The 18656-nt window shown below is 70.9% G+C and carries 17 protein-coding genes and 1 pseudogene; 13 read left to right on the top strand and 5 right to left on the bottom strand.

The genetic code is table 11. The features are described from left to right. Positions 1-24: 24 nt before the first annotated feature. The 7 genes from ACZ4RZ_RS20250 to ACZ4RZ_RS20220 all read left to right on the top strand — a co-directional run bounded on the left by ACZ4RZ_RS20250 (position 25) and on the right by ACZ4RZ_RS20220 (position 7671). A complete protein-coding gene (locus ACZ4RZ_RS20250; protein WP_467746294.1) occupies positions 25-831 on the top strand; it encodes an N-formylglutamate amidohydrolase in 807 nt (268 codons plus the stop codon). Between the two features lie 72 nt (positions 832-903). Further along, positions 904-1728 carry an amidohydrolase family protein gene (locus tag ACZ4RZ_RS20245; protein WP_467746293.1) on the top strand — a complete coding sequence of 275 codons (825 nt, stop codon included), beginning with the start codon at positions 904-906 and terminating at the stop codon, positions 1726-1728. Positions 1729-1800: 72 nt separating this feature from the next. Further along, a complete protein-coding gene (locus tag ACZ4RZ_RS20240) occupies positions 1801-3051 on the top strand; it encodes a DUF4032 domain-containing protein (RefSeq protein ID WP_467746291.1) in 1251 nt (416 codons plus the stop codon). 122 nt (positions 3052-3173) lie between these two features. Further along, entirely contained in the window at positions 3174-4850 is a 1677-nt protein-coding gene (locus ACZ4RZ_RS20235; RefSeq protein ID WP_467746289.1) for an NAD(P)/FAD-dependent oxidoreductase, read from the top strand. Then, entirely contained in the window at positions 4847-6289 is a 1443-nt protein-coding gene (locus ACZ4RZ_RS20230) for an ATP-binding protein (RefSeq protein ID WP_467746287.1), read from the top strand. The genes ACZ4RZ_RS20235 and ACZ4RZ_RS20230 overlap by 4 nt, the downstream gene beginning before the upstream one ends. Beyond that, positions 6286-6636: a UBP-type zinc finger domain-containing protein gene (locus ACZ4RZ_RS20225; protein WP_467746285.1), complete on the top strand. Its 351-nt coding sequence runs from the start codon at positions 6286-6288 to the stop codon at positions 6634-6636. Before ACZ4RZ_RS20230 ends, ACZ4RZ_RS20225 begins: the two co-directional genes overlap by 4 nt. A 75-nt stretch (positions 6637-6711) precedes the next feature. Further along, positions 6712-7671, top strand: a complete 960-nt coding sequence (locus ACZ4RZ_RS20220; RefSeq protein WP_467746487.1) for a threonine/serine dehydratase — start codon at positions 6712-6714, stop codon at positions 7669-7671. A gap of 72 nt (positions 7672-7743) precedes the next feature. Here ACZ4RZ_RS20220 and ACZ4RZ_RS20215 read toward each other — a convergent pair whose 3' ends face one another. After that, entirely contained in the window at positions 7744-8235 is a 492-nt protein-coding gene (locus ACZ4RZ_RS20215) for a VOC family protein (protein ID WP_467746283.1), read from the bottom strand. A 91-nt stretch (positions 8236-8326) separates the two neighbouring features. Beyond that, entirely contained in the window at positions 8327-8542 is a 216-nt protein-coding gene (locus ACZ4RZ_RS20210; protein ID WP_467746282.1) for a DUF308 domain-containing protein, read from the bottom strand. A gap of 180 nt (positions 8543-8722) precedes the next feature. On the opposite strand from ACZ4RZ_RS20210, the gene ACZ4RZ_RS20205 reads away from it, so the two are divergent. Together ACZ4RZ_RS20205 and ACZ4RZ_RS20200 are read left to right on the top strand one after the other, a co-directional pair. Then, complete coding sequence (locus ACZ4RZ_RS20205) at positions 8723-8938, top strand: hypothetical protein (RefSeq protein WP_467746281.1); 216 nt, start codon at positions 8723-8725, stop codon at positions 8936-8938. 549 nt (positions 8939-9487) lie between these two features. Beyond that, positions 9488-9772 carry a hypothetical protein gene (locus tag ACZ4RZ_RS20200; protein WP_467746280.1) on the top strand — a complete coding sequence of 95 codons (285 nt, stop codon included), beginning with the start codon at positions 9488-9490 and terminating at the stop codon, positions 9770-9772. Here the strand turns inward: ACZ4RZ_RS20200 and ACZ4RZ_RS20195 are convergent. Both ACZ4RZ_RS20195 and ACZ4RZ_RS20190 read right to left on the bottom strand, forming a co-directional pair. Beyond that, entirely contained in the window at positions 9759-10226 is a 468-nt protein-coding gene (locus tag ACZ4RZ_RS20195; RefSeq protein WP_467746279.1) for a hypothetical protein, read from the bottom strand. The two genes, ACZ4RZ_RS20200 and ACZ4RZ_RS20195, sit on opposite strands and share 14 nt — an antisense overlap. Positions 10227-10384: 158 nt before the next feature. Next, positions 10385-11824, bottom strand: coding sequence for a serine hydrolase domain-containing protein (locus ACZ4RZ_RS20190; protein WP_467746278.1), 1440 nt, complete (start codon positions 11822-11824; stop codon positions 10385-10387). A 164-nt stretch (positions 11825-11988) separates the two neighbouring features. On the opposite strand from ACZ4RZ_RS20190, the pseudogene ACZ4RZ_RS20185 reads away from it, so the two are divergent. The 4 genes and pseudogenes from ACZ4RZ_RS20185 to ACZ4RZ_RS20170 form a co-directional block, all read left to right on the top strand. Continuing rightward, positions 11989-12111: pseudogene (locus ACZ4RZ_RS20185) on the top strand (LLM class F420-dependent oxidoreductase); the annotation flags it as partial. A gap of 45 nt (positions 12112-12156) precedes the next feature. Beyond that, positions 12157-12303, top strand: coding sequence for a hypothetical protein (locus ACZ4RZ_RS20180; RefSeq protein ID WP_467746492.1), 147 nt, complete (start codon positions 12157-12159; stop codon positions 12301-12303). 93 nt (positions 12304-12396) lie between these two features. Further along, the gene (locus tag ACZ4RZ_RS20175) at positions 12397-13608 is read left to right on the top strand and encodes a 4-hydroxybenzoate 3-monooxygenase (protein WP_467746277.1); all 1212 of its coding nucleotides are present in this window, start codon (positions 12397-12399) and stop codon (positions 13606-13608) included. Positions 13609-13766: 158 nt separating this feature from the next. After that, positions 13767-15359: a protein kinase domain-containing protein gene (locus tag ACZ4RZ_RS20170; protein ID WP_467746275.1), complete on the top strand. Its 1593-nt coding sequence runs from the start codon at positions 13767-13769 to the stop codon at positions 15357-15359. A gap of 56 nt (positions 15360-15415) precedes the next feature. Here ACZ4RZ_RS20170 and ACZ4RZ_RS20165 read toward each other — a convergent pair whose 3' ends face one another. Further along, positions 15416-18613, bottom strand: a complete 3198-nt coding sequence (locus ACZ4RZ_RS20165; RefSeq protein ID WP_467746273.1) for an amidohydrolase family protein — start codon at positions 18611-18613, stop codon at positions 15416-15418. Between the last annotated feature and the right edge of the window lie 43 nt (positions 18614-18656).

Raw genomic sequence — 18656 nt, 5'->3', positions numbered from 1 at the left:
GCCCGGCTGGGATAGGAATCTCCTATGGACGACACTCTGGATGCCCTGGATTCCTTCGAACTTCTGCCCGGCGCGGCCGACTCGCCCGTGATCCTGCATGTCCCGCACTCCTCGCGGCGGATGCCCGCGCCGGTGCGCGAGGGCATCCTCCTCGACGACGCGGCGTTGGAGAGCGAGTTGGACCACGTCACGGACGCGCACACCGCGGAACTCGCCGCGGCCGTGGCCGGGGAGGCCGGGGTCACGCCGTGGCGGTTCGTCAACCGGCTGTCCCGGCTGGTGGTCGATCCCGAGCGGTTCCCCGACGAACGGGAGGAGATGCTGGCCGTGGGGATGGGCGCGGTCTACACGCGGACCACGCACCGGGCGCTGCTCCGGCCCACGAAGGCCGACCCGCAGCCGCTGATCGACCGTTACTTCCACCCGTACGCACGGGCGATGACGGCGGCGGTCGCCGACCGGCTGGCCGCGGCCGGGCGGGCCGTGATCGTCGACGTCCACTCGTATCCGACGGCTCGGCTGCCGTACGAGTTGCACGGCGACGGGCCGCGGCCGCCGATCTGTGTGGGGACCGATTCCTTTCACACGCCGCCCGAGCTGGTCGCCCTCGTGGAGAAGGCGTTCGCGGGCGCGGCGGGTGTGGGGATCGACAGCCCGTTCTCCGGGGCGTACGTCCCGCTGCGGTACTACGAGAGGGAACCGCGGGTGAGCGCTCTGATGGTGGAGATCCGGCGGGACACATACATGACCGAACCGGGAGGTCCGGCGGGCCCGGGTTTCTCGCGCCTGGTCTCGGCGCTGACGGCTCTGGTCGATGCCGTGCATTGCTAGCCGGGCAACGCGGACACCCCTAGGATCCGGATAAGCAAACGCTTAGCCATGGGTTCAGGGAGGCACGGGATCATGCCGGTCGTCGACGCGTGGATGCAGCACCCCACACTCCGCCACTCCAACCACGAGATGTTCGAGTCGCTGCGCCGCTGGACGGGCATGGAACTGCTGGAGGAACCCCTGCCGGTCAAGGCCACGGTGGCCGCACTGGCGGCCGCCGACGTGCAGATCGGTCTTTCCGCGGCCTGGTACGGGCCGCAGGGGCCGCTCATCAGCAACGACGAGGTCGCCGAGTTCGTCGACCGGTCCGAAGGACGGCTGCGCGGCGTCGCCGGTGTCGATCTGGCCAAGCCGGTCGCGGCCGTGCGGGAGCTGCGGCGGGCCGTCGAGGAGCTGGGCTTCGTGGCGCTGCGGATCGTGCCGTGGCTGTGGCAGCTGCCGCCCACCGACCGGCTCTACTACCCGCTGTACGCCGCCTGCGTCGAACTCGGTGTCCCCTTCTGCACCCAGGTCGGGCACACCGGACCGCTGCGCCCGTCGGAGACCGGCCGGCCCATCCCGTACATCGACCAGGTCGCGCTCGACTTCCCCGAACTGACCATCGTCTGCGGGCACATCGGCTATCCGTGGACCACCGAGATGATCGCCGTGGCCGACAAGCACGCGAACGTCTTCATCGACACCAGCGCCTACACCGCGCGCCGCTACCCGCCCGAGCTGGTGGAGTATCTGCGCGGCAGGGGACGGCGGAAGGTTCTCTTCGGCACCAACTACCCCATGATCACGCCGACTCAGGCGCTGGAACACCTCGCCGACCTGCGCCTGGACGAGGAGACCACCGAGTTGTTCCTGTCGGGCAACGCCCGCCGCGTCTTCCGCCTCCGGGATCATTCGTAGATGCTGGAGCCGGATGTCGGTCGACCCCGAGGTCCGGACAGCGTTCGACCCTGAGGTGAGGGCAGCCCAGCCATGGCATTGCAGATCAGCGCCACCAATCCGGAGCACCCCGCGCTCCTGCTCGAACTGCCCTGGCAGCTGCCCCTGGAGGAGTGGCCCGAGCACCACCTGGTGCCGCTGCCGCGCGGCATCTCGCGGCATGTGGTGCGCTACGCGCGCGCCGGAGACGAGGTGGTGGCCGTCAAGGAGCTCGCCGAGCGGCCCGCCGTGCGCGAGTACGAGCTGCTGCGCAGCCTGGACCGGCTCGGCATCCCCGCGGTCGATCCACTCGCCGTGGTGACGGGGCGCACCGACGCGGAGGGCGCGCCGCTGGAGCCCGTACTGATCACCCGGCACCTGGGCGGCTCGATGCCGTACCGCTCGATGTTCGAGACGACGATGCGGCCGGCCACCATGCACCGGCTGATGGACGCGCTGGCCGTGCTTTTGGTGCGGCTGCATCTGGCGGGGTTCGCGTGGGGCGACTGCTCCCTGTCCAACACGCTGTTCCGACGTGACGCCGGGGCGTACGCGGCGTACCTGGTGGACGCCGAGACCGGGGATCTCCACCCCCAACTCAGCAACGGACAGCGCGAGTACGACCTCGATCTCGCGCGGGTCAACATCAGCGGCGAGCTGCTGGACCTGGAGGCGGCCGGGGCCCTGCATCCCTCGGTGGACCCGATCGAGTTCGGCACGGAGATCTGCGCGCGCTACCGGGGGCTGTGGGAGGAGCTGACCCGTACCTCCGTGTATCCGGCGGGCAAGTACCACTACATCGACCGCCGCATACGCCGTCTCAACGACCTCGGTTTCGACGTCGCCGAGATGCAGATAGCGCACTCGCCGGGCGGCGACACCGTCACCTTCGTGCCCAAGGTCGTCGACGCGGGCCACCATCAGCGCCAGCTGCTGCGGCTGACGGGGCTCGACACCGAGGAGAACCAGGCGCGCCGGCTCCTGAACGACCTGGAGAGCTGGATGGCCACCCAGGACGACTACGCGCCCGGCGACCCCCTCGCCGCCCGCCCCGAGGTATTGGCCCACCGCTGGGTGCGGGACGTGTTCCGGCCGACCGTCCGCGCCGTGCCGCCCGACCTGCGCGGCTCCATGGACCCGGCCGAGCTGTACCACGAGCTCCTCGAACACCGTTGGTTCCTGTCCGAGCACGCACAGCACGACATCGGTCTGGACACGGCCGTCGAGGACTACGTCGCGAACATCCTCCCCAAGGTCCGCGACGCACTGCCGCCACGGGCGGACGCCCCCGTGCCGCCCGCGTGAGTACCCGGTTCCTGAGCAAAGGTGACCGATCGTACATACGATTGATGCCTGTACCGGCCGAACGGCTCGCCACGGCGTCCGCGCGGCCGGGACGACACTGACCGGCTCGGGGTGGGAGACACATGGCACAGGCCGCCAATCCGGCGCGGACCGTCATTCTGACCGTCGATGACGATCCCGGGGTGTCGCGCGCCGTCGCCCGCGACCTGAGGCGCCGCTACGGCGAGGCGCACCGGATCGTGCGCGCCGAGTCCGGGGACGCCGCACTGGACGCGCTGCGGGAGCTCAAGCTGCGCGGCGACCAGGTGGCGGTGATCCTCGCCGACTACCGGATGCCTCAGATGAACGGCATCGAGTTCCTCGAGCAGGCGCTCGACGTGTATCCGGGCGCGCGGCGAGTGCTGCTCACCGCCTACGCCGACACGAACGCGGCGATCGACGCGATCAATGTGATCGATCTGGATCACTACCTGCTCAAGCCGTGGGACCCGCCGGAGGAGAAGCTCTATCCGGTCGTGGACGATCTGCTGGACGCGTGGCGGGCCAGCGACTACCGGCCCGTGGCGACCTGCAAGGTGGTCGGGCACCGGTGGTCGGCGCGCACCTCGGGCGTACGGGAGTTCCTGGCCCGTAACCAGGTGCCCTACCGCTGGTACTCGTCCGACACCCCGGAGGGTCAGCGGCTGCTGTCGGCCGCCGGGCAGGACGGGGAGCGGCTGCCGCTCGTGATCACACCGGACGGTACGCCGCTGGTGGAGCCCGAGGATCCGGATCTGGCGACCCATGTGGGGCTGGCCACGACGCCGACGGAGGAGTTCTACGACCTCGTCGTCATCGGCGGCGGTCCGGCGGGGCTCGGAGCGGCCGTGTACGGCGCGTCCGAGGGGCTGCGGACCGTGCTCGTGGAGCGGTCGGCGACCGGTGGACAGGCGGGACAGAGCTCGCGGATCGAGAACTACCTCGGCTTCCCCGACGGCGTGTCCGGGGCGCAGCTCACCGACCGTGCGCGACGGCAGGCCTCGAAGTTCGGCGCCGAGATCCTCACGGCGCGCGAGGTGACCGGGCTCGAGGTCACCGGGGCGTCGCGCACCATCCGCTTCTCCGACGGCTCCGCGATCTCCGCGCACGCGGTGATCCTGGCGACCGGCGTGTCCTACCGGCAACTGGCGGCTCCGGGGCTCGACGACCTCACCGGGTGCGGGGTCTTCTACGGTTCCGCGCTGACCGAGGCGGCCGCCTGCCAGGGCCACGACGTGTACATCGTGGGCGGGGCGAACTCGGCCGGGCAGGCCGCCATGTACCTGGCGCGGGGCGCGAAGTCCGTGACCATCCTCGTCCGCGGCTCCTCGCTGTCCGCGTCGATGTCGCACTACCTGATCCGGCAGATCGACGACGCGCCCAACATCACGGTGCGCACCGGCACGGTCGTCGAGGCCGCGCACGGCTCGGACCATCTGGAGCAGCTCACCCTGCGCGATGTGGCGAGCGGGCACACCGAACTCGTCGACGCGCAGTGGATGTTCGTGTTCATCGGTGCGGCGCCGCTCACCGACTGGCTGGAGGGGACCGTGCTGAGGGACGCGCGCGGATTCATCATGGCGGGCCCGGACATGACGCCCGACGGGCAGCCGCCCGCGGGCTGGGAGCTGGACCGGCCGCCGTACCACCTGGAGACCAACGTGCCCGGCGTGTTCGTGGCCGGGGACGCGCGCGCCGAGTCCGCGAAACGGGTCGCGTCCGCGGTCGGAGAGGGAGCCATGGCCGTCATGCTCGTCCACCGTTATCTGGAGCAGTCATGAGCGGGCAGCCGGTGCCGTGCAGCCCGGCGGAGCTCAGCACGCTGTTCCTGTTCGAGAAGCTGGACGCCGACCAGCTCGACCGGCTCTGCCGGGAAGGCCGGGTGGAACTGTTCGAGCCCGGCTATGTGTACCAGGAGGGCGAGCCCGCCACCTGCTTCTTCGTGCTCCTCGAAGGCACGATCGTGATGTCGCGCCGGGTCGGCGGCGACGACGTGGAGATCAGCCGCACCTCCCAGCGCGGGGTGTACGCGGGGGCGATGCAGGCCTATCTGGCCGGACTTGCCGAGGCCGGCTACAAGGGCTCCGCACGGGTCACCGAGCCGTCGCGGTTCTTCGTGCTGCCCGCGGAGACGTTCTCCGCGATCCTGCGGGAGTGGTTCCCCATGGCCGTCCATCTGCTGGAGGGGCTGTTCTTCGGCAGTCAGAACACCCAGCGGGCGATCGGCCAGCGCGAGCGGCTGCTCGCACTCGGCTCGCTGTCGGCCGGGCTGACGCACGAGCTCAACAACCCCGCCGCGGCGGCGGTTCGGGCCACGTCCGCGCTGCGGGAGCGGGTCGCCAAGATGCGGCAGAAGCTCGGCGCGATCGCGCACGGCCCGTACCAGCGCGAGACGCTCGAAACGCTCGTCGAGATCCAGGAGCGCACCGCCGAGCAGGTCGCCAAGGCGACGCCGCTCAGCCCGCTCGAAGCCTCCGACCGGGAGGACGCCCTCGCCGACTGGCTCGACGACCACGACATCGCGGGCGGCTGGCAGCTGGCACCGACGTTCGTGCAGGCGGGGCTCGACACGGACTGGCTGGACCAGGTCGCGGCAGCCGTGGACGAGGAGACGCTCCAAGGCGCGGTCCACTGGCTGAACTACACCGTGGAGACCGAGCTCCTCATGAACGAGATCGAGGACTCCACATCCCGTATCTCGCACCTCGTGGGCGCGGCCAAGCAGTACTCACAGCTCGACCGCGCGCCCTACCAGGTCGCCGATGTGCACGAACTGCTGGACAGCACACTGATGATGCTCTCGGGGAAGATGGGCTCGGGCATCAAAGTCGTCAAGGAGTACGACCGTACGCTGCCGCGGGTCCCCGCCTATCCGGGCGAGTTGAACCAGGTGTGGACCAACCTGATCGACAACGCCGTCTCGGCGATGGACGGCGAGGGAACCCTGACGGTGCGTACCGCGCTCGACAGGGACCAGTTGCTCGTCGAGTTCGGTGACACCGGACCCGGGGTGCCCGCGGAGATCCGCGACCGCATCTTCGACCCGTTCTTCACCACCAAGCCGGTGGGTGAGGGCACCGGGCTCGGCCTGGACATCTCCTGGCGGATCGTCGCCAACAAGCACCACGGAAGCATCCATGTGGAGTCCGCGCCCGGCGACACCCGTTTCCAGGTACGTCTTCCCCTGACCGCCACGGACACCTCCGAGGAGCCGTCATGAGCACACCCACCGGGATCGACCCCGCCGTTCCGCCGAGCGGCACCGGCTGCTCCGAGTGCGACGCCGTCGGCGGATGGTGGTTCCATCTGCGGCGCTGCGCCCAGTGCGGTCACATCGGCTGCTGCGACGACTCTCCCGCGAAGCACGCCACCGCGCACGCGCAGAGCACCGGGCATCCCATCATCCAAAGCTTCGAACCCGGCGAGAACTGGTTCTGGAACTACGAGACCTCCGAGCTGTATGAGTCGGGGCCCGACCTTGCTCCCCCGGTCAACCACCCAGCCGACCAGCCCACACCCGGACCCGCCGGCCGGGTCCCCGCGAACTGGGCCGAGACACTGCGCTGACGGCAACTACACGTCCGAGCGGTGCTGCACACGGTCTCTCACTTCGCCGCGTCCGCAGGGGGAAAGTTGGCTGTCTTGATCGGTGTCCCGGAGATCCATGCCGTGGCGGAACGGATCTCGGCACATGTCGTGCGGACGCCCACAGTGACGAGCCCGGGGCTGTCATCGCTGCTGGAGGTGCCGGTCACGGTGAAGCTGGAACTGCTGCAGCGCACCGGGTCGTTCAAGGCACGTGGCGCCACGGCGCGGCTGCTCGCGCTGAGCGAGGCCGAGCGTGCGGCGGGTGTGGTGGCGGTGAGCGGCGGCAACCACGGGAACGCGCTCGCCGTGATGGCCGCCGCGCTCGATGTGAAGGCGACCGTGGTGATGCCGCGGTCGGCGTCGCCGCGTGCCGCCGAGATCGTGGAATCGGCCGGCGTCGCACTGCGGCTGACCGATGACATGGACGGCGCGTTCGCGCTCATGGCGCGGTTGCAGGCCGAGGGGCTGACGCTCGTCCACCCGTTCGACGATCCCCTCGTGATCGCCGGTCAGGGCACCGTCGGCCTGGAGTTCGCCGAGGACGCCGGCGAACTGACCGATGTACTCGTCAGTATCGGCGGCGGTGGGCTGATCTCGGGTGTCGCCGCGGCACTGCGCGCGCTGCGGCCCGGGGTGCGGATCTGGCGTGTGGAGACGGAAGGCGCACAGGCCATGTCCCAGGCGCTGGCTGCGGGCGGTCCGGTGCCGGTGCCGCTGTCCTCGATCGTGACCACGCTCAGCGCGCCTGCCGTTTCGCAACTGACGTACGACCATGTGTCCGCCCTGGTCGACGATGTGCTCGTGGTACCGGACCGCGAGGCGGTGCGGGGCACCCTCGACCTCGCCGACCACGCCAAGGTGTGGGCCGAGCCGGCCGCGGGCTGTCTGCTGCCCGCGGCCCGGCGGGTGCTGGAGCGCGTCGGCGACGGGGCCCGGCTGGGGCTGGTGCTGTGCGGGGGCAACGCGACCACCGGGGACGTCATGACCTGGGCGGAGCGTTTCGATCTGCGCTGAGCGTTTCGACGCGTGTGGCGCGTTTCGACGTATGTGGCGCGTTTCAGGCCGTGCTGACCATGAGCCGGGCTCTCAGCGCAGCGACCTGCCGTACATCTCACCGAGCGGTTCGGCGAGCAGTTCGACGCGGGCACCGTCCGGGTCCCGGAAGTACATCGACGTGCCGCTCTCCTGCACGTACTCGACTCCGGCGGCATCCAGCCGTTCGCGCAAGCGCTGCCAGGTGATGGGGTCGACCGAGATGGCGAGGTGGTGCAGTCCGCCGAGGACCTCCGCGTACGGGCTGAGGTCCAGGCCGGGGAAGTCGAAGCAGGCCAGGAGGTTGCCGTTGCCGAGGTCGAAGAAGAAGTGGGTGGAGCCCTTGTAGTCGCGGTTCTCGATCATCTCTGTGAGGGGGAACCCCAGGACGTCCTGGTAGAACCGCACGGTCCGCTGCACGTCCGAGGAGAACAGCGCGACATGGTGCACCCCGCGGGCAGAGCTCGTCGGCCTCTCCTCGGTCAGATACACGTCCCGGATCCGCTGACGCTCCGCCTCGATCGCTGCCAGGTCCACGGGATCCATGGGGAGCTCCTCGGGTAGGGAAGCAGTCACTCTTGGTACTGAATTCAACCACTTTGTGGCCACTGTAGACCTCCCCTGATCCCAGTTCAGGTCATTGGGCGAGGTGCGCCCGCACTCGGATGCCGTGCGCGATCCCCATCACGCCGAGCACCGCGAGCCGGACTGCGGCGACCAGCGTCAGCGCGGCGATGGAGTGGAAGGGCGACACGATCAGCACGATCCCGCCGAGGGAGGTGAGGATACCGAGCACGGCCTGCCGGCCGCGGGTCGGCAGATCCTCCGCGGAGATCGCCGCCGCCGAGATCATGAATCCGTGGATCAGCCGGCCGAAGCCGATCGAGTGGCACCGGGCCAGGCCAGGGCGAGTACGCCCAGGGCGAGCGTGATCTCGTCGCCGGGCCGCCACGTGACCTCGTCGCTGGTCTCGTCCGGAGCGATGTGCGGCCGTCCGGATGCGGGTCGCGCCGCTCAGGACGATGCTGGATACATGTCCGGACGGGCTCCTTTGGTAGTACATCCCTCCCTTGGTACCGGCGGCCGCCAGGTGACCGCGCGGGGCGAGAACCTCGGTGTGGCGTTCTCGGACGAGGATCTGATCGAGTTCCTCGGCCGGGCGGGTCTGCCCGACGCGGAAGACCTCTTGGACGATCCCGCATGGGTGAAGTGGCGTGGGGGCCAGGCTCACTTCTACGGGGCCGCATAGTAGGCGGACGTCGCCCGGAAACGGCACCGGTCGGCGGTTCACGCCGAGCCCGGTGGCGGTGCATCGCGCCTCCGATCCGGGTGGTGCCTTGCGACGACGTATGCCCCTCGGGGTGCCGGCTTCGACCGCGGCGGCGCGGATGCCGGCTTCGACCGCGGCGGTGCGGATGCTGCTCTCCGTCTGTCGGACCGCCCCGGGCACCCGCGGCGCGACGACGGCCGCGGCAGCCGCCGCGGATTCGACGGCGACCGCGACCGCCGACGACGTGGCTCGGCAGGTGGACATGGGCGGTGGCCGGAAGATCGATCTGCACCGCGCTGACCTCGGGGCATGTGCCCGGCCTCTACGTACTGGTGGGCCACTCCTTCGGCGGGATGATCACACGGCTGTCCCCGGCCTCACGATCAACGCGATCAGGGTCGTCGTGGGCCGAACCGAGCACGGGTGAGCCGGTTCCGCCGTTGCTCCGAATGGGGGGCGCGGTCACCCGACCCGGTGGGTGACGGCAAGGACGCGTACCACAGGCGTGTACGCGAGCGTTGCTCCGACATGGACAGCACTCAGACAACACTGCGCCGCGTTCCGACCCGCGCGCGCGTCGGCAGCCCGCATGCCAAACTGACCAACGACCACCGGAGCAATCCGCCGATCTACGCTCAGCTCGTCGCGGAGTGGCGGGACGAGGGCCGCGTGGTTCCCGAGCGTCGCGATGTGCGCGAGGTGCTCTGGGCCTCCTTCGCCGCACCGGCTCCGGAGGCGGACGAAGCCGAACCCGTGCCCGCGGTTCCCGTACCCCGCGGTCTCCCCGGCTGGGTGAGGGTCACTCCTCGCTGAGGGGTGCCAGAATGGCGAGCGTTCCGTTGGCCTGACGCAGCGCCAGCTCCAGGGAGAGGGCGGTATGCAGGGCACCGGTCCCGTCGGGCGGGATGATCCACTCCAGGGGTCCCGCGGACCGGTACGGCGGCGGTACGGCGACCCAGGAGCCCTTGCCGAGGTGGCGGAGCCCGGACCCCACCCAGCGGCTGGCGGGATCGGGCGGTAGGAAGAAGCCGACACGGCGGGCCGCGGAGTCCACCAGCGTGGGACCCGGCACCTGAAGCGGGTCGGACCAAAGTATGTCCAGCGCGAGCAGCCCCAGTTGTTCGGGAACGCTCAGCACGTCCCAGAAGCGCCCGGCCTCCAGGAGCACGCCGCCGCTGCCCTGGTCCCACTCCCGTTTGCACGCCCGGGGATCCGTGGCGGCTGCGGCGAGCCACTCCACACTTTGCATCCACATCACGTTCGTCATGGCCCACTCCGGGGATAGTCCGCTCCGCTCGGCGCGCACGGAGAAAGACGCAGCCAGCGGGGCCGGCGACTGCCCATCAGCCCCTCGGCATATGCATGTTGGTAGATATTTCTACGTGGCGGAAGGGGTGGCGTGGCCTGGCGTTTTCCGTCGGCCGGTTACGGCAGGTGCGCCGGTGCATGAAGTTTGTGCAGGGGGCCGCCGTGCAGCGGGAAGGTGTGCCACCGTGCCGTGAACGTGCGGTCCGGGAGCGAACATTTCACCGTCATGCGGTGCGGGGTCTCCAGGAACAGCACGTCGACGCGCAGGGTCTCCGGGTCGGTCCATCCCCCACTCACGGCCGTGGGGATAGGGCCGGAGTCGACGGTCCAGCCGGTGGTACCCAGCAGCAGGTCGATGCGTCGGTCGCCCTCGGCCAGCGACACGCGCCAGCCCTTGTCCCCCGCCGCGACCGCGACTCCCGTCAGCGTCGGCTGATCCGCGCAGGCACCGCCCGCCGGGACGAATTCGGCGCCCGCCCAGGCATCGCTGCGCGCAGCAGGCTCGGGACGCGCCTCGACCGGCGGCAGGGCGAGGCGCGTGAGACGGCTGCGCAGTGTGTCGTCCTCCTCGCCCGGAAGCGGGGCGGTGCCGAACGCGGGCAGCAGGTGGCGCCACACCAGGTTCAGCAGGTCCTGCATCTGCTCGGTCGCCGCGGTTGTCGCGATCACCGCGTCGTACTCGGGCAGGACGAGACAGAACTGTCCGTACGCTCCGTCGCCGCGGTACCCGTGCCGGGACCTCCAGAACTGGAATCCGTACCCCTGCTGCCAGTCCGACAGCGCCCCCTCGGCCGTACCGTCCGCGGTGGAGATGTGCGCGCGAGTGGCCTCCGCGATCCACCCGGACGGGAGCAGCCGCCGGCCCTCCCAGACACCGTCTTGCAGATACAGCTGGCCGAGCCGGGCGATCGCGTCGGTCGCGGCGTGCAGGCCGCTGAACCCGAGGTCGCGGCCGGGCGGGCCCTGCCGCCAGGCGGCCTCCCCGATGCCCAGGGGGTCGAACAGCCGGGGCCGCAGATACGCTGTCAACGACTGGCCGGTCACGCGCTGGACGATCGCGGCGAGCGTGTACGTGGCGGACTGGTTGTACGCGAACACGGTGCCGGGGTCGCGGTCCGGCGGCATCAGCAGGAAGCCGCGTACGGTCTCCTTCCGGTCGAGCCGGAAGGCCTCGGCGTAGGTCTCGGCGAGGTGACCGCTCGCCATCGACGCGACATGCCGTACGAGCATGGCGCGGCTGCGCGGGTCCGTGATGTCGGCATCGAACTCGGGGAAGTACGAGATCACGGGGTCGTCGAGGCGCAACAGCCCTTCCGCGACGGCGAATCCCGCGGCCGTGGACGTGAAGCTCTTGCTCAGCGAGTAGAGCAGTTGACGGCGCTCGGGTGTGTACGGCGCCCACCAGCCGGAGGCCACGACGTGACCGTGGCGCAGGATCATCAGACTGTGCGGTTCGATGTCCGGGGCGGCCTCGACGGCATCGATGAACGCGTGAATGCCCGACGCGTCGACACCCTGCTCGCCGGGCGTGCTGACAGGCAGGGGACGAGCACTCATACGGGTGGCCTCCAGGCGGCTCGGGGCAGTGGCTGCGGCGCGGCAGATGCACACTGTGTAGATGCGTACGCCATCTTTCCCGTGCGGGCGCCCGCGTGTCCATGCGTTGCGCGTGGGCTTGGAGTGGTTGTGTACGCGGCGCGAGAACGGGCTATTCACACTTTATGGTGCACATCGGATACACGATGGCGAGGGAGCAGACCGGTCCACGTGGCCTCGTCGACCATGTCGTGCGGGCCGAGGAGGTCGGCTTCGACTTCTCGGTGACGGCGGACCACTGGGGGCCATGTCAACCATCGCGGGACCCGCTCCGATGTGGAGTCGGCCAAGCTGTGGGACGTGCCGGAGCCGTACGCCCCTTCGCGGAGGCGATCTGCAGCGAGATCGCGCCGGCGCAGACCGGCGGCGACACCCACGGCGACTTCCTGGACTGGCCGGCGAAGACGCTGCTGCCCGAGCCGCGTGCCGCCTTCGCGTGAGGCGCCGCCCGCCGAACCGGGCCTCGGGCCCCGCTGGGGCATCAACACGTGGGCGGATGCCCGGCGTTGACGGGTCACCGTCATAATGATCCAGTGATTTCCCCCTCCCCCACATCCGTACAGCGCGTCCCCGTCGTCATCGTCGGCGCGGGACCGGCCGGTCTCACCCTCGGCAACATCCTGCGCGCCGCGTCCGTCGACTGCGTGGTCCTGGAGAACGAGAGCCGGGAGTTCATCGAACAGCGGCCCCGGGCGGGCTTCATCGAGGAATGGGCGGTGCGCGCCCTGCGCCAACGGGGGCTGGCCGACCGGCTCGTGGAGCGGGCCCAGCCGCACAGCGAGTGCGAGTTCCGAATCGACGGCGAACGTCACCGGTTCCGTTACGCCGAGCTGACCGGGGACCGCCACTTCGTCTATCCACAGCCTCTGTTGGTGACCGACCTGGTGCGCGAGTACGCCGATGTGCGCGGCGGCGACATCCGGTTCGGCGTACAGGATGTTGCCCTGCACGCCATCGACGGCGACCGGCCCTCGGTCCTGTACACGGACCCGGTCACGGGCGAGCGCCGGCGCATCGAGTGCGAGATCATCGCGGGCTGCGACGGCGCGCGCGGAGTGACCCGCACCTACGTGCCGCCTGAGCGCGGCTCCCTGGCCCGCAACGACTACGGGGTGGGCTGGCTGGCGCTGCTCGCCGAGGCACCGCCGTCCTCCGACTGTGTCGTCTTCGGTGTGAACTCACGCGGATTCGCCGCCCACATGGCCCGGAGCCCCCAGGTCACCCGCTACTACCTGGAGGTGAGGCCCGGCGACGATCCGGAGAACTGGCCGCACGACAGGGTGTGGTCCGAGCTCCGCGCCCGGCTGTCGGTGACAGGTGCCCCACCGCTCACCGAGGGACGGCTCATCGAGAAGCGGGTACTCGACATGCACAGCTATGTCGTGGAGCCGATGACGTACGGACGGCTGTTCCTGGCGGGAGACTCCGCCCATCTCGTGGCGCCGATCGCGGCGAAGGGCATGAACCTGGCGCTGTACGACGCGCTGCTCCTGGCGGACGCGCTCGTCGCCTACTTCGGGACGGGCGACGGCAGCGGGCTGCACGACTACTCGGCGGCCTGTCTGCGGCGCGTATGGGAGTACCAGGAATTCTCGCAGTGGTTCGCGGAGTTGCTGCATGGGCCGTCGTCGGGCGATCCCTTCCGGGCGGGTTCCGCGGGTGCGCGGCTGCGCAGGCTGCTGGGCTCGCCCGCCGCGGCGGCCGCGTTCGCGGACTCCTACATCGGAAAGGACCCCGTGCGGTGAGCCGTCACGCGCCGCCGGCCTGAACCTTTCGCACGCGTGGGCGACCGTCAGGGAGTTGAGGAAAAACAGGCCTCGGGAACCGTCCGCGTTGAACACCCGACGACACACCCTCCGTACTTCCGGGAAAGGTGAGAGCCCGGTGCGCAGCGAGGGATGACATGGTCAAGGTGCAAGACCCCACGGGCGAGTTGGTCGCCGGAAGATACCGACTGCTCGAAGTCGCCCACCGGGAAGAGGGCCGCGTCGGCTGGCACGGCCAGGACGTCGACTTCGAGCGGCCGGTCGCCTTGACCTGGTCGCGGCTCCCGGAGCATCGGCGCGAGGAGGCGGAGCACCGTACCGCCGCGCGGATCCTGCGCGAGTCCGAGCGCCTGGGGCTGGTCTGTCCCGGCCGGGTGGCCACGGTCGTCGACGTGATCGAGGAACACGACTTCGTGTGGACGGTCACGGAGCCGTCCCCGGGCGTCCCGCTGACCGAACTCCTCGGGCGCGGCCCGGTGAACTACATCCGCGCGGCCCGCGTCGGGCTCGGCCTCCTCGACGTCCTCGCGGCCGCCCATAACGCGGGGGTGACACACGGCGATCTGAGCCCCGGTCAGGTGCGCGTGCACGAGAGGGGCGCCATCACGGTGAGCGGTTTCGGGCTCATGGGGTCCACCGTCTCGCCACGCGTCACCGCGCCGTCGTACGCCTCCCCGGAGCAGGCCCGTGGCGAGGGCACCGGACCGGCGGCGGACCTGTGGGCGCTGGGCGCGATGATGTACGCGATGGTCGAGGGCCGACCCCCCATCCGCGACCGCGGACGGCTCGACGCCACACTGCGCGCCGTGGACCGGCTGCCCATCCGGGCCCCGCTGAGCGCGGGACCGCTCGCACCGGCCATTCAGGGTCTCCTGCGCAGGGATCGCTTGGAGCGGGTACCCGAGCCGGTCGTACGCGAGGCCCTGACGCGCATCCTCAAGGAGGACCGCGACGAAGCGACGGCCACGGCGCCCCCGCCGCTCTTCCGGGATCCGGACACCGTCGCCCGGCGCGCGGGACGACTCCAGGGCGGACTGCCGGTCAGCCGGCCGGTCCTACTGGGCGGGGCGCTGGCCATCACCGTCGTCTGCTTCGCCGTGCTCACCGCGGCGGGCGGCCTGCCCGACGGGGACACCTCCGCATCCGGCGCGGCTCCTTCACGGACCGCCGTGGGCAGCCCCTCCGCCGCCCCCGGCACGCTCCCCGAGCGGACACCATCGGCGTCCCCCACGCCTTCCCCCTCCGTCACCGTCGGCGAGAAGGCGCCGTCCGGCTTCTCCCGCTATCAGGCACCCGAGGGCTTCTCCATCGACCTCCCCAAGGGCTGGCAACGCCTCCGGACGACGAGCTCAGCCGACCAGTCCTACCGTGTCACCTTCGGCGCGAGCGGTGACCCGCGCACGCTTGCCGTCACCTACAGCACGCGGCTGGGCCCGGATCCCGTGGCCGTCTGGAGCACGCTGGAGCCGTCCCTGCGCGCCGATTCCACCGGCTACGAGCGGGTGGGCGACATCCGTGCCGTGGACTATCGCGGCCGCAAGGGTGCCGACATGGAGTGGTACTCCGTGACCGACGGGGTCCGCGAGCGCACGTTCGGCCGGGGTTTCCTCATCGGCGATCACCGGGGCTTCTCACTGCGCTGGACGACCCCGGCGGACGACTGGGACAGCACCGCGAACCGGAAGGCGCTGGACGTGTTCCTCCAGTCCTTTCAGCCGGGTTCGAAGTGATCCCGAATACGCTCAGGTCGGCGGCTTCGGCGTGATCCCCGATCCACCCACCCCCTTCAGCCGGCCTCAAGTGATCCCGAGTCGCAGCAGCCGTCCCTGCGCATGAGCCGCCCGACCTCGAGCCAGTCGTCGCGCCTCGCCGCGCGCCGCGACGACGGCTCGAACGCTGCGACCAGGTCAGCCGTCTCGTAGGGTGTCCCTCCCCTGAGCACCGACACTGTGCGTACGAGGGTGTCGAAGTCCGTGAACGGATCGCCGTCCACCACGGTCAGATCGGCGAGCTTCCCCGGCTCCACCGTGCCCAGGTCACGGTCGACTCCGAACAGACGGGCCGGCAGCACGGTCACGGTGCGCAGGGCCCCGGCCGGGGACAGTCCGCCGCGGTGCAGCGCGCGCAGGCCTAGATGCAGGGAGAGACCGACGGGGACGAGCGGCTGGTCCGTGCCGAGGGCGACGAGACCGCCCGCGGCCAGCACACGCCGGTAGATGTCGGTCTCCCCGCGCAGCGTGGCCAGTTGGGCCGCCGTCGGCGGCAGGCCCGCCGACTGCCGTACCAGCGCGGAGTCCCAGGGCGGCATCACGACGGCGACACGAGGATCGTCGGCGAGAGCGGGATCGGCGCCGAGCAGCGGGGCGGAGGTGAACGGGGTGGCGATCAGGGCGAAGTTGACGCCCCGGGCGCTGTAGATCTCCACCACGTCGTCGTAGGCGCGCCCGGCCGCGGTGATCGCGTGCCCGAACTCGGCTCGCTGTGTGGCCTGCAGATGGGTCGTCAGATCCTGCCCCACCTGGACGCCCGGCGACAGGAGGTGGCTTCCCGAGCGGACCCCCAGCCGCTCGTGCGCGAACCGTGCCGCCTCCTCCATCACCCAACTCGGTGCCCGGACATAGGTTTTGACGAAGTCCCAGTCCAGCGCGGCCCCTCGTTCGAGCGAGCGTCGCAGCCCGTCCCTGGTGCGGTGGGCCCGCCCCATGCTGTACGCGACGCGGGAGCCGTCGAGGAGTTCGCCGCTCGTCAGCAGCCGGGGTCCGGCGAGCCGACCGCTCGCCACCGCCTCGCGAATGCGGGCCTGTTCGTACGCGAAGCCGCCGAGGGACACGGCGGTGGTAATCCCGTAGGTCAGCTGGCCGACGGTCTGGCGTCCGCCGTAGGTGCTCTGCCACGGGTGGGTGTGCGTGTCCCACAGCCCCGGGACGACGGTGCGGTTCGAGGCGTCGATCCGCCGCAGCGCGCCGCTGCGGGTGGCCCGGTGCGGTTCGACGGAGGCGATGCGCCCACCGCGCACGACGATGTCGACGTCGTCGTGCACCGTCTCACCCGTGCCGTCCCACAGCCGTCCGGCGTGCACCACGGTGTCGGCGGGGACCGGCCCCCGCCGGTCCAGCGGGACGCGCATCGTGCGGGCGTGACGTCCGTCGACGCCGATCAGTCTGAGGCGGCCGCCCGACAGATACAGCAACGTCCTGGAGTCCGCGGACCAGGAAGGGTGATCGGCCGGTTCGGTGGTGAGAGGGCGCGGTTCGCCCTGTGGTGTGCCGTCGGGGGCGACGGGCAGCAGGCACAGGGCGGATTCGACGACGACCGCCATCCAGCGCCCGTCGGGCGACCAGACCGGCCCGGAGTCGTAGCGGTCGGCGAGGGAGACATGGGGTGCGACGGCGTGCAGCCGGTCGGCCCCGGTTGTGGTGTCGACGATCCGGATGACGTTGTAGCCCTCGCGGAAGCGCAGGTTCAGACGGTTGCGGTCGCACAGCGCGAGGTGGCGGCCGTCGGGCGACCAGCTCGTGCGGCCCGGCAGCCCGCCCCCGCCGAGCGGCGTCACCAGCACGCGCTCCTCGCCCGTGCCCAGGTCACGTACGACGAGACGCCCCGTCATGTCGAGGCAGGCGAGCCGCTCGCCGTCCGGCGACAGCGCCGGATGCACGCGTCCGCCCGTCGCGAGCGCGGTCTCCGCACCGGTGGCGAGATCCCGCCGGTACACACCGAGCAGTCCGTCGCGGTCGTCGGCGTACACGAGGGACCGTCCGTCCCGCGCCCAGGCCGGTGCGAGGAGGTAGCGAGTGGCCGGGGACTGCCGGAGCCGCTCGGGCGGACGACCGCCCGAAGTGTCGGCCAGCCACAGCGAGTTGAGGGCGGCGAAGGCGATGCGCCGGCCGTCGGGGGACAGTGCGGGCAGGTGGATGCCCCGTACCGGGCGCACGCGCGCGTCGCCGAGGTCGTACTCCTTGACCTGGTACCGCGGTCGCTCCACGGGCAGCACGCCCTCGAAGGGGATCGGCTCCGCCTCCCCCGGCTTGTCGGGGCGTACGAGGGTGAAGTGGCCGTCCACGGTCAGCAGCAGCTCTCCCGCCGCGGTCCAGCGCGGGGGTACGGGCGCGATGTCCCCGGTCACGGTGACGGCCTTGCCGTCGACGACGAGGGTGCAGGAGCCGTTGGGCGATGCCGTGGTCCGCAGATGGGCAAGGCGGCGGCCGTCCGGGGCGAGAGCCGGCGTCATGACCTGCGCGATCTCGGTCTCGGTGTGTTCGACGCCGACTGGGCCCGCGCCGTCGGCCGGTACGGCGGCGACGGTGCGGGCGTCCACGCCGAGCCCGAAGGGTGTGGTGACCGCCTTGGCCCGCACGAACAGGATGCGCTTCCCGTCCGGCGACCAGGTCGGGTCGAAGTCCTCCCAGGGGCCGTCCTGGAGGGGGCCCTCCTGCCCGGCGAGCCCGGTGACGCGGGTGAGTTCGCCGCTGTGGAGGTCCAGGACGTGGATGCGGTACGGGCTGCCCTGCACCGGGTCGCCGCCGCGCTCGGAGGAGAAGGCGATCCGGGTGCCGTCGGGCGACCAGGCCGGGCCTCGGTCGTCCCAGGGTCCGTCGGTGCGCCGGCGCAGGTCCGATCCGTCGGGGCGCAGGGTCCACACGTGGAAGCCGCCGCCCCGGTACGCGCAGAACGCGATGAGCTTGCCGTCCGGCGAGTAAGCGGGCCGGTTCGGTTCCAGGTCGGCCGGAGTCAGGGGCACGGCACGGCCGCCGGTGCGCGGGAGCGACCACAGGACGTTCTGCGCCTCGGCGACCAACCGGTCGCCCGCGGGTGACAGTGTCGCCGAGCCGTTGGTGGCCTGGGTGAAGGAGAGCGAGAGACCGGCGCGGGTCCGGGCCGTCGCCGGGGCCGCACCGAGGGCGGTGGCGGCCCCGGCGACACCTGCTGCGGCGAGCAGTTGACGGCGGGAGAGGGAAAGGGCGGTACTGCTCCGGTCACGTTCCATGACAGAGCACGCTTACGCATCTCAAAGCCCGTGAGCAACAACG

The organism is Streptomyces sp. NPDC027189 (assembly GCF_055566975.1).
This window is presented reverse-complemented; position numbering and strand designations above follow the sequence as displayed.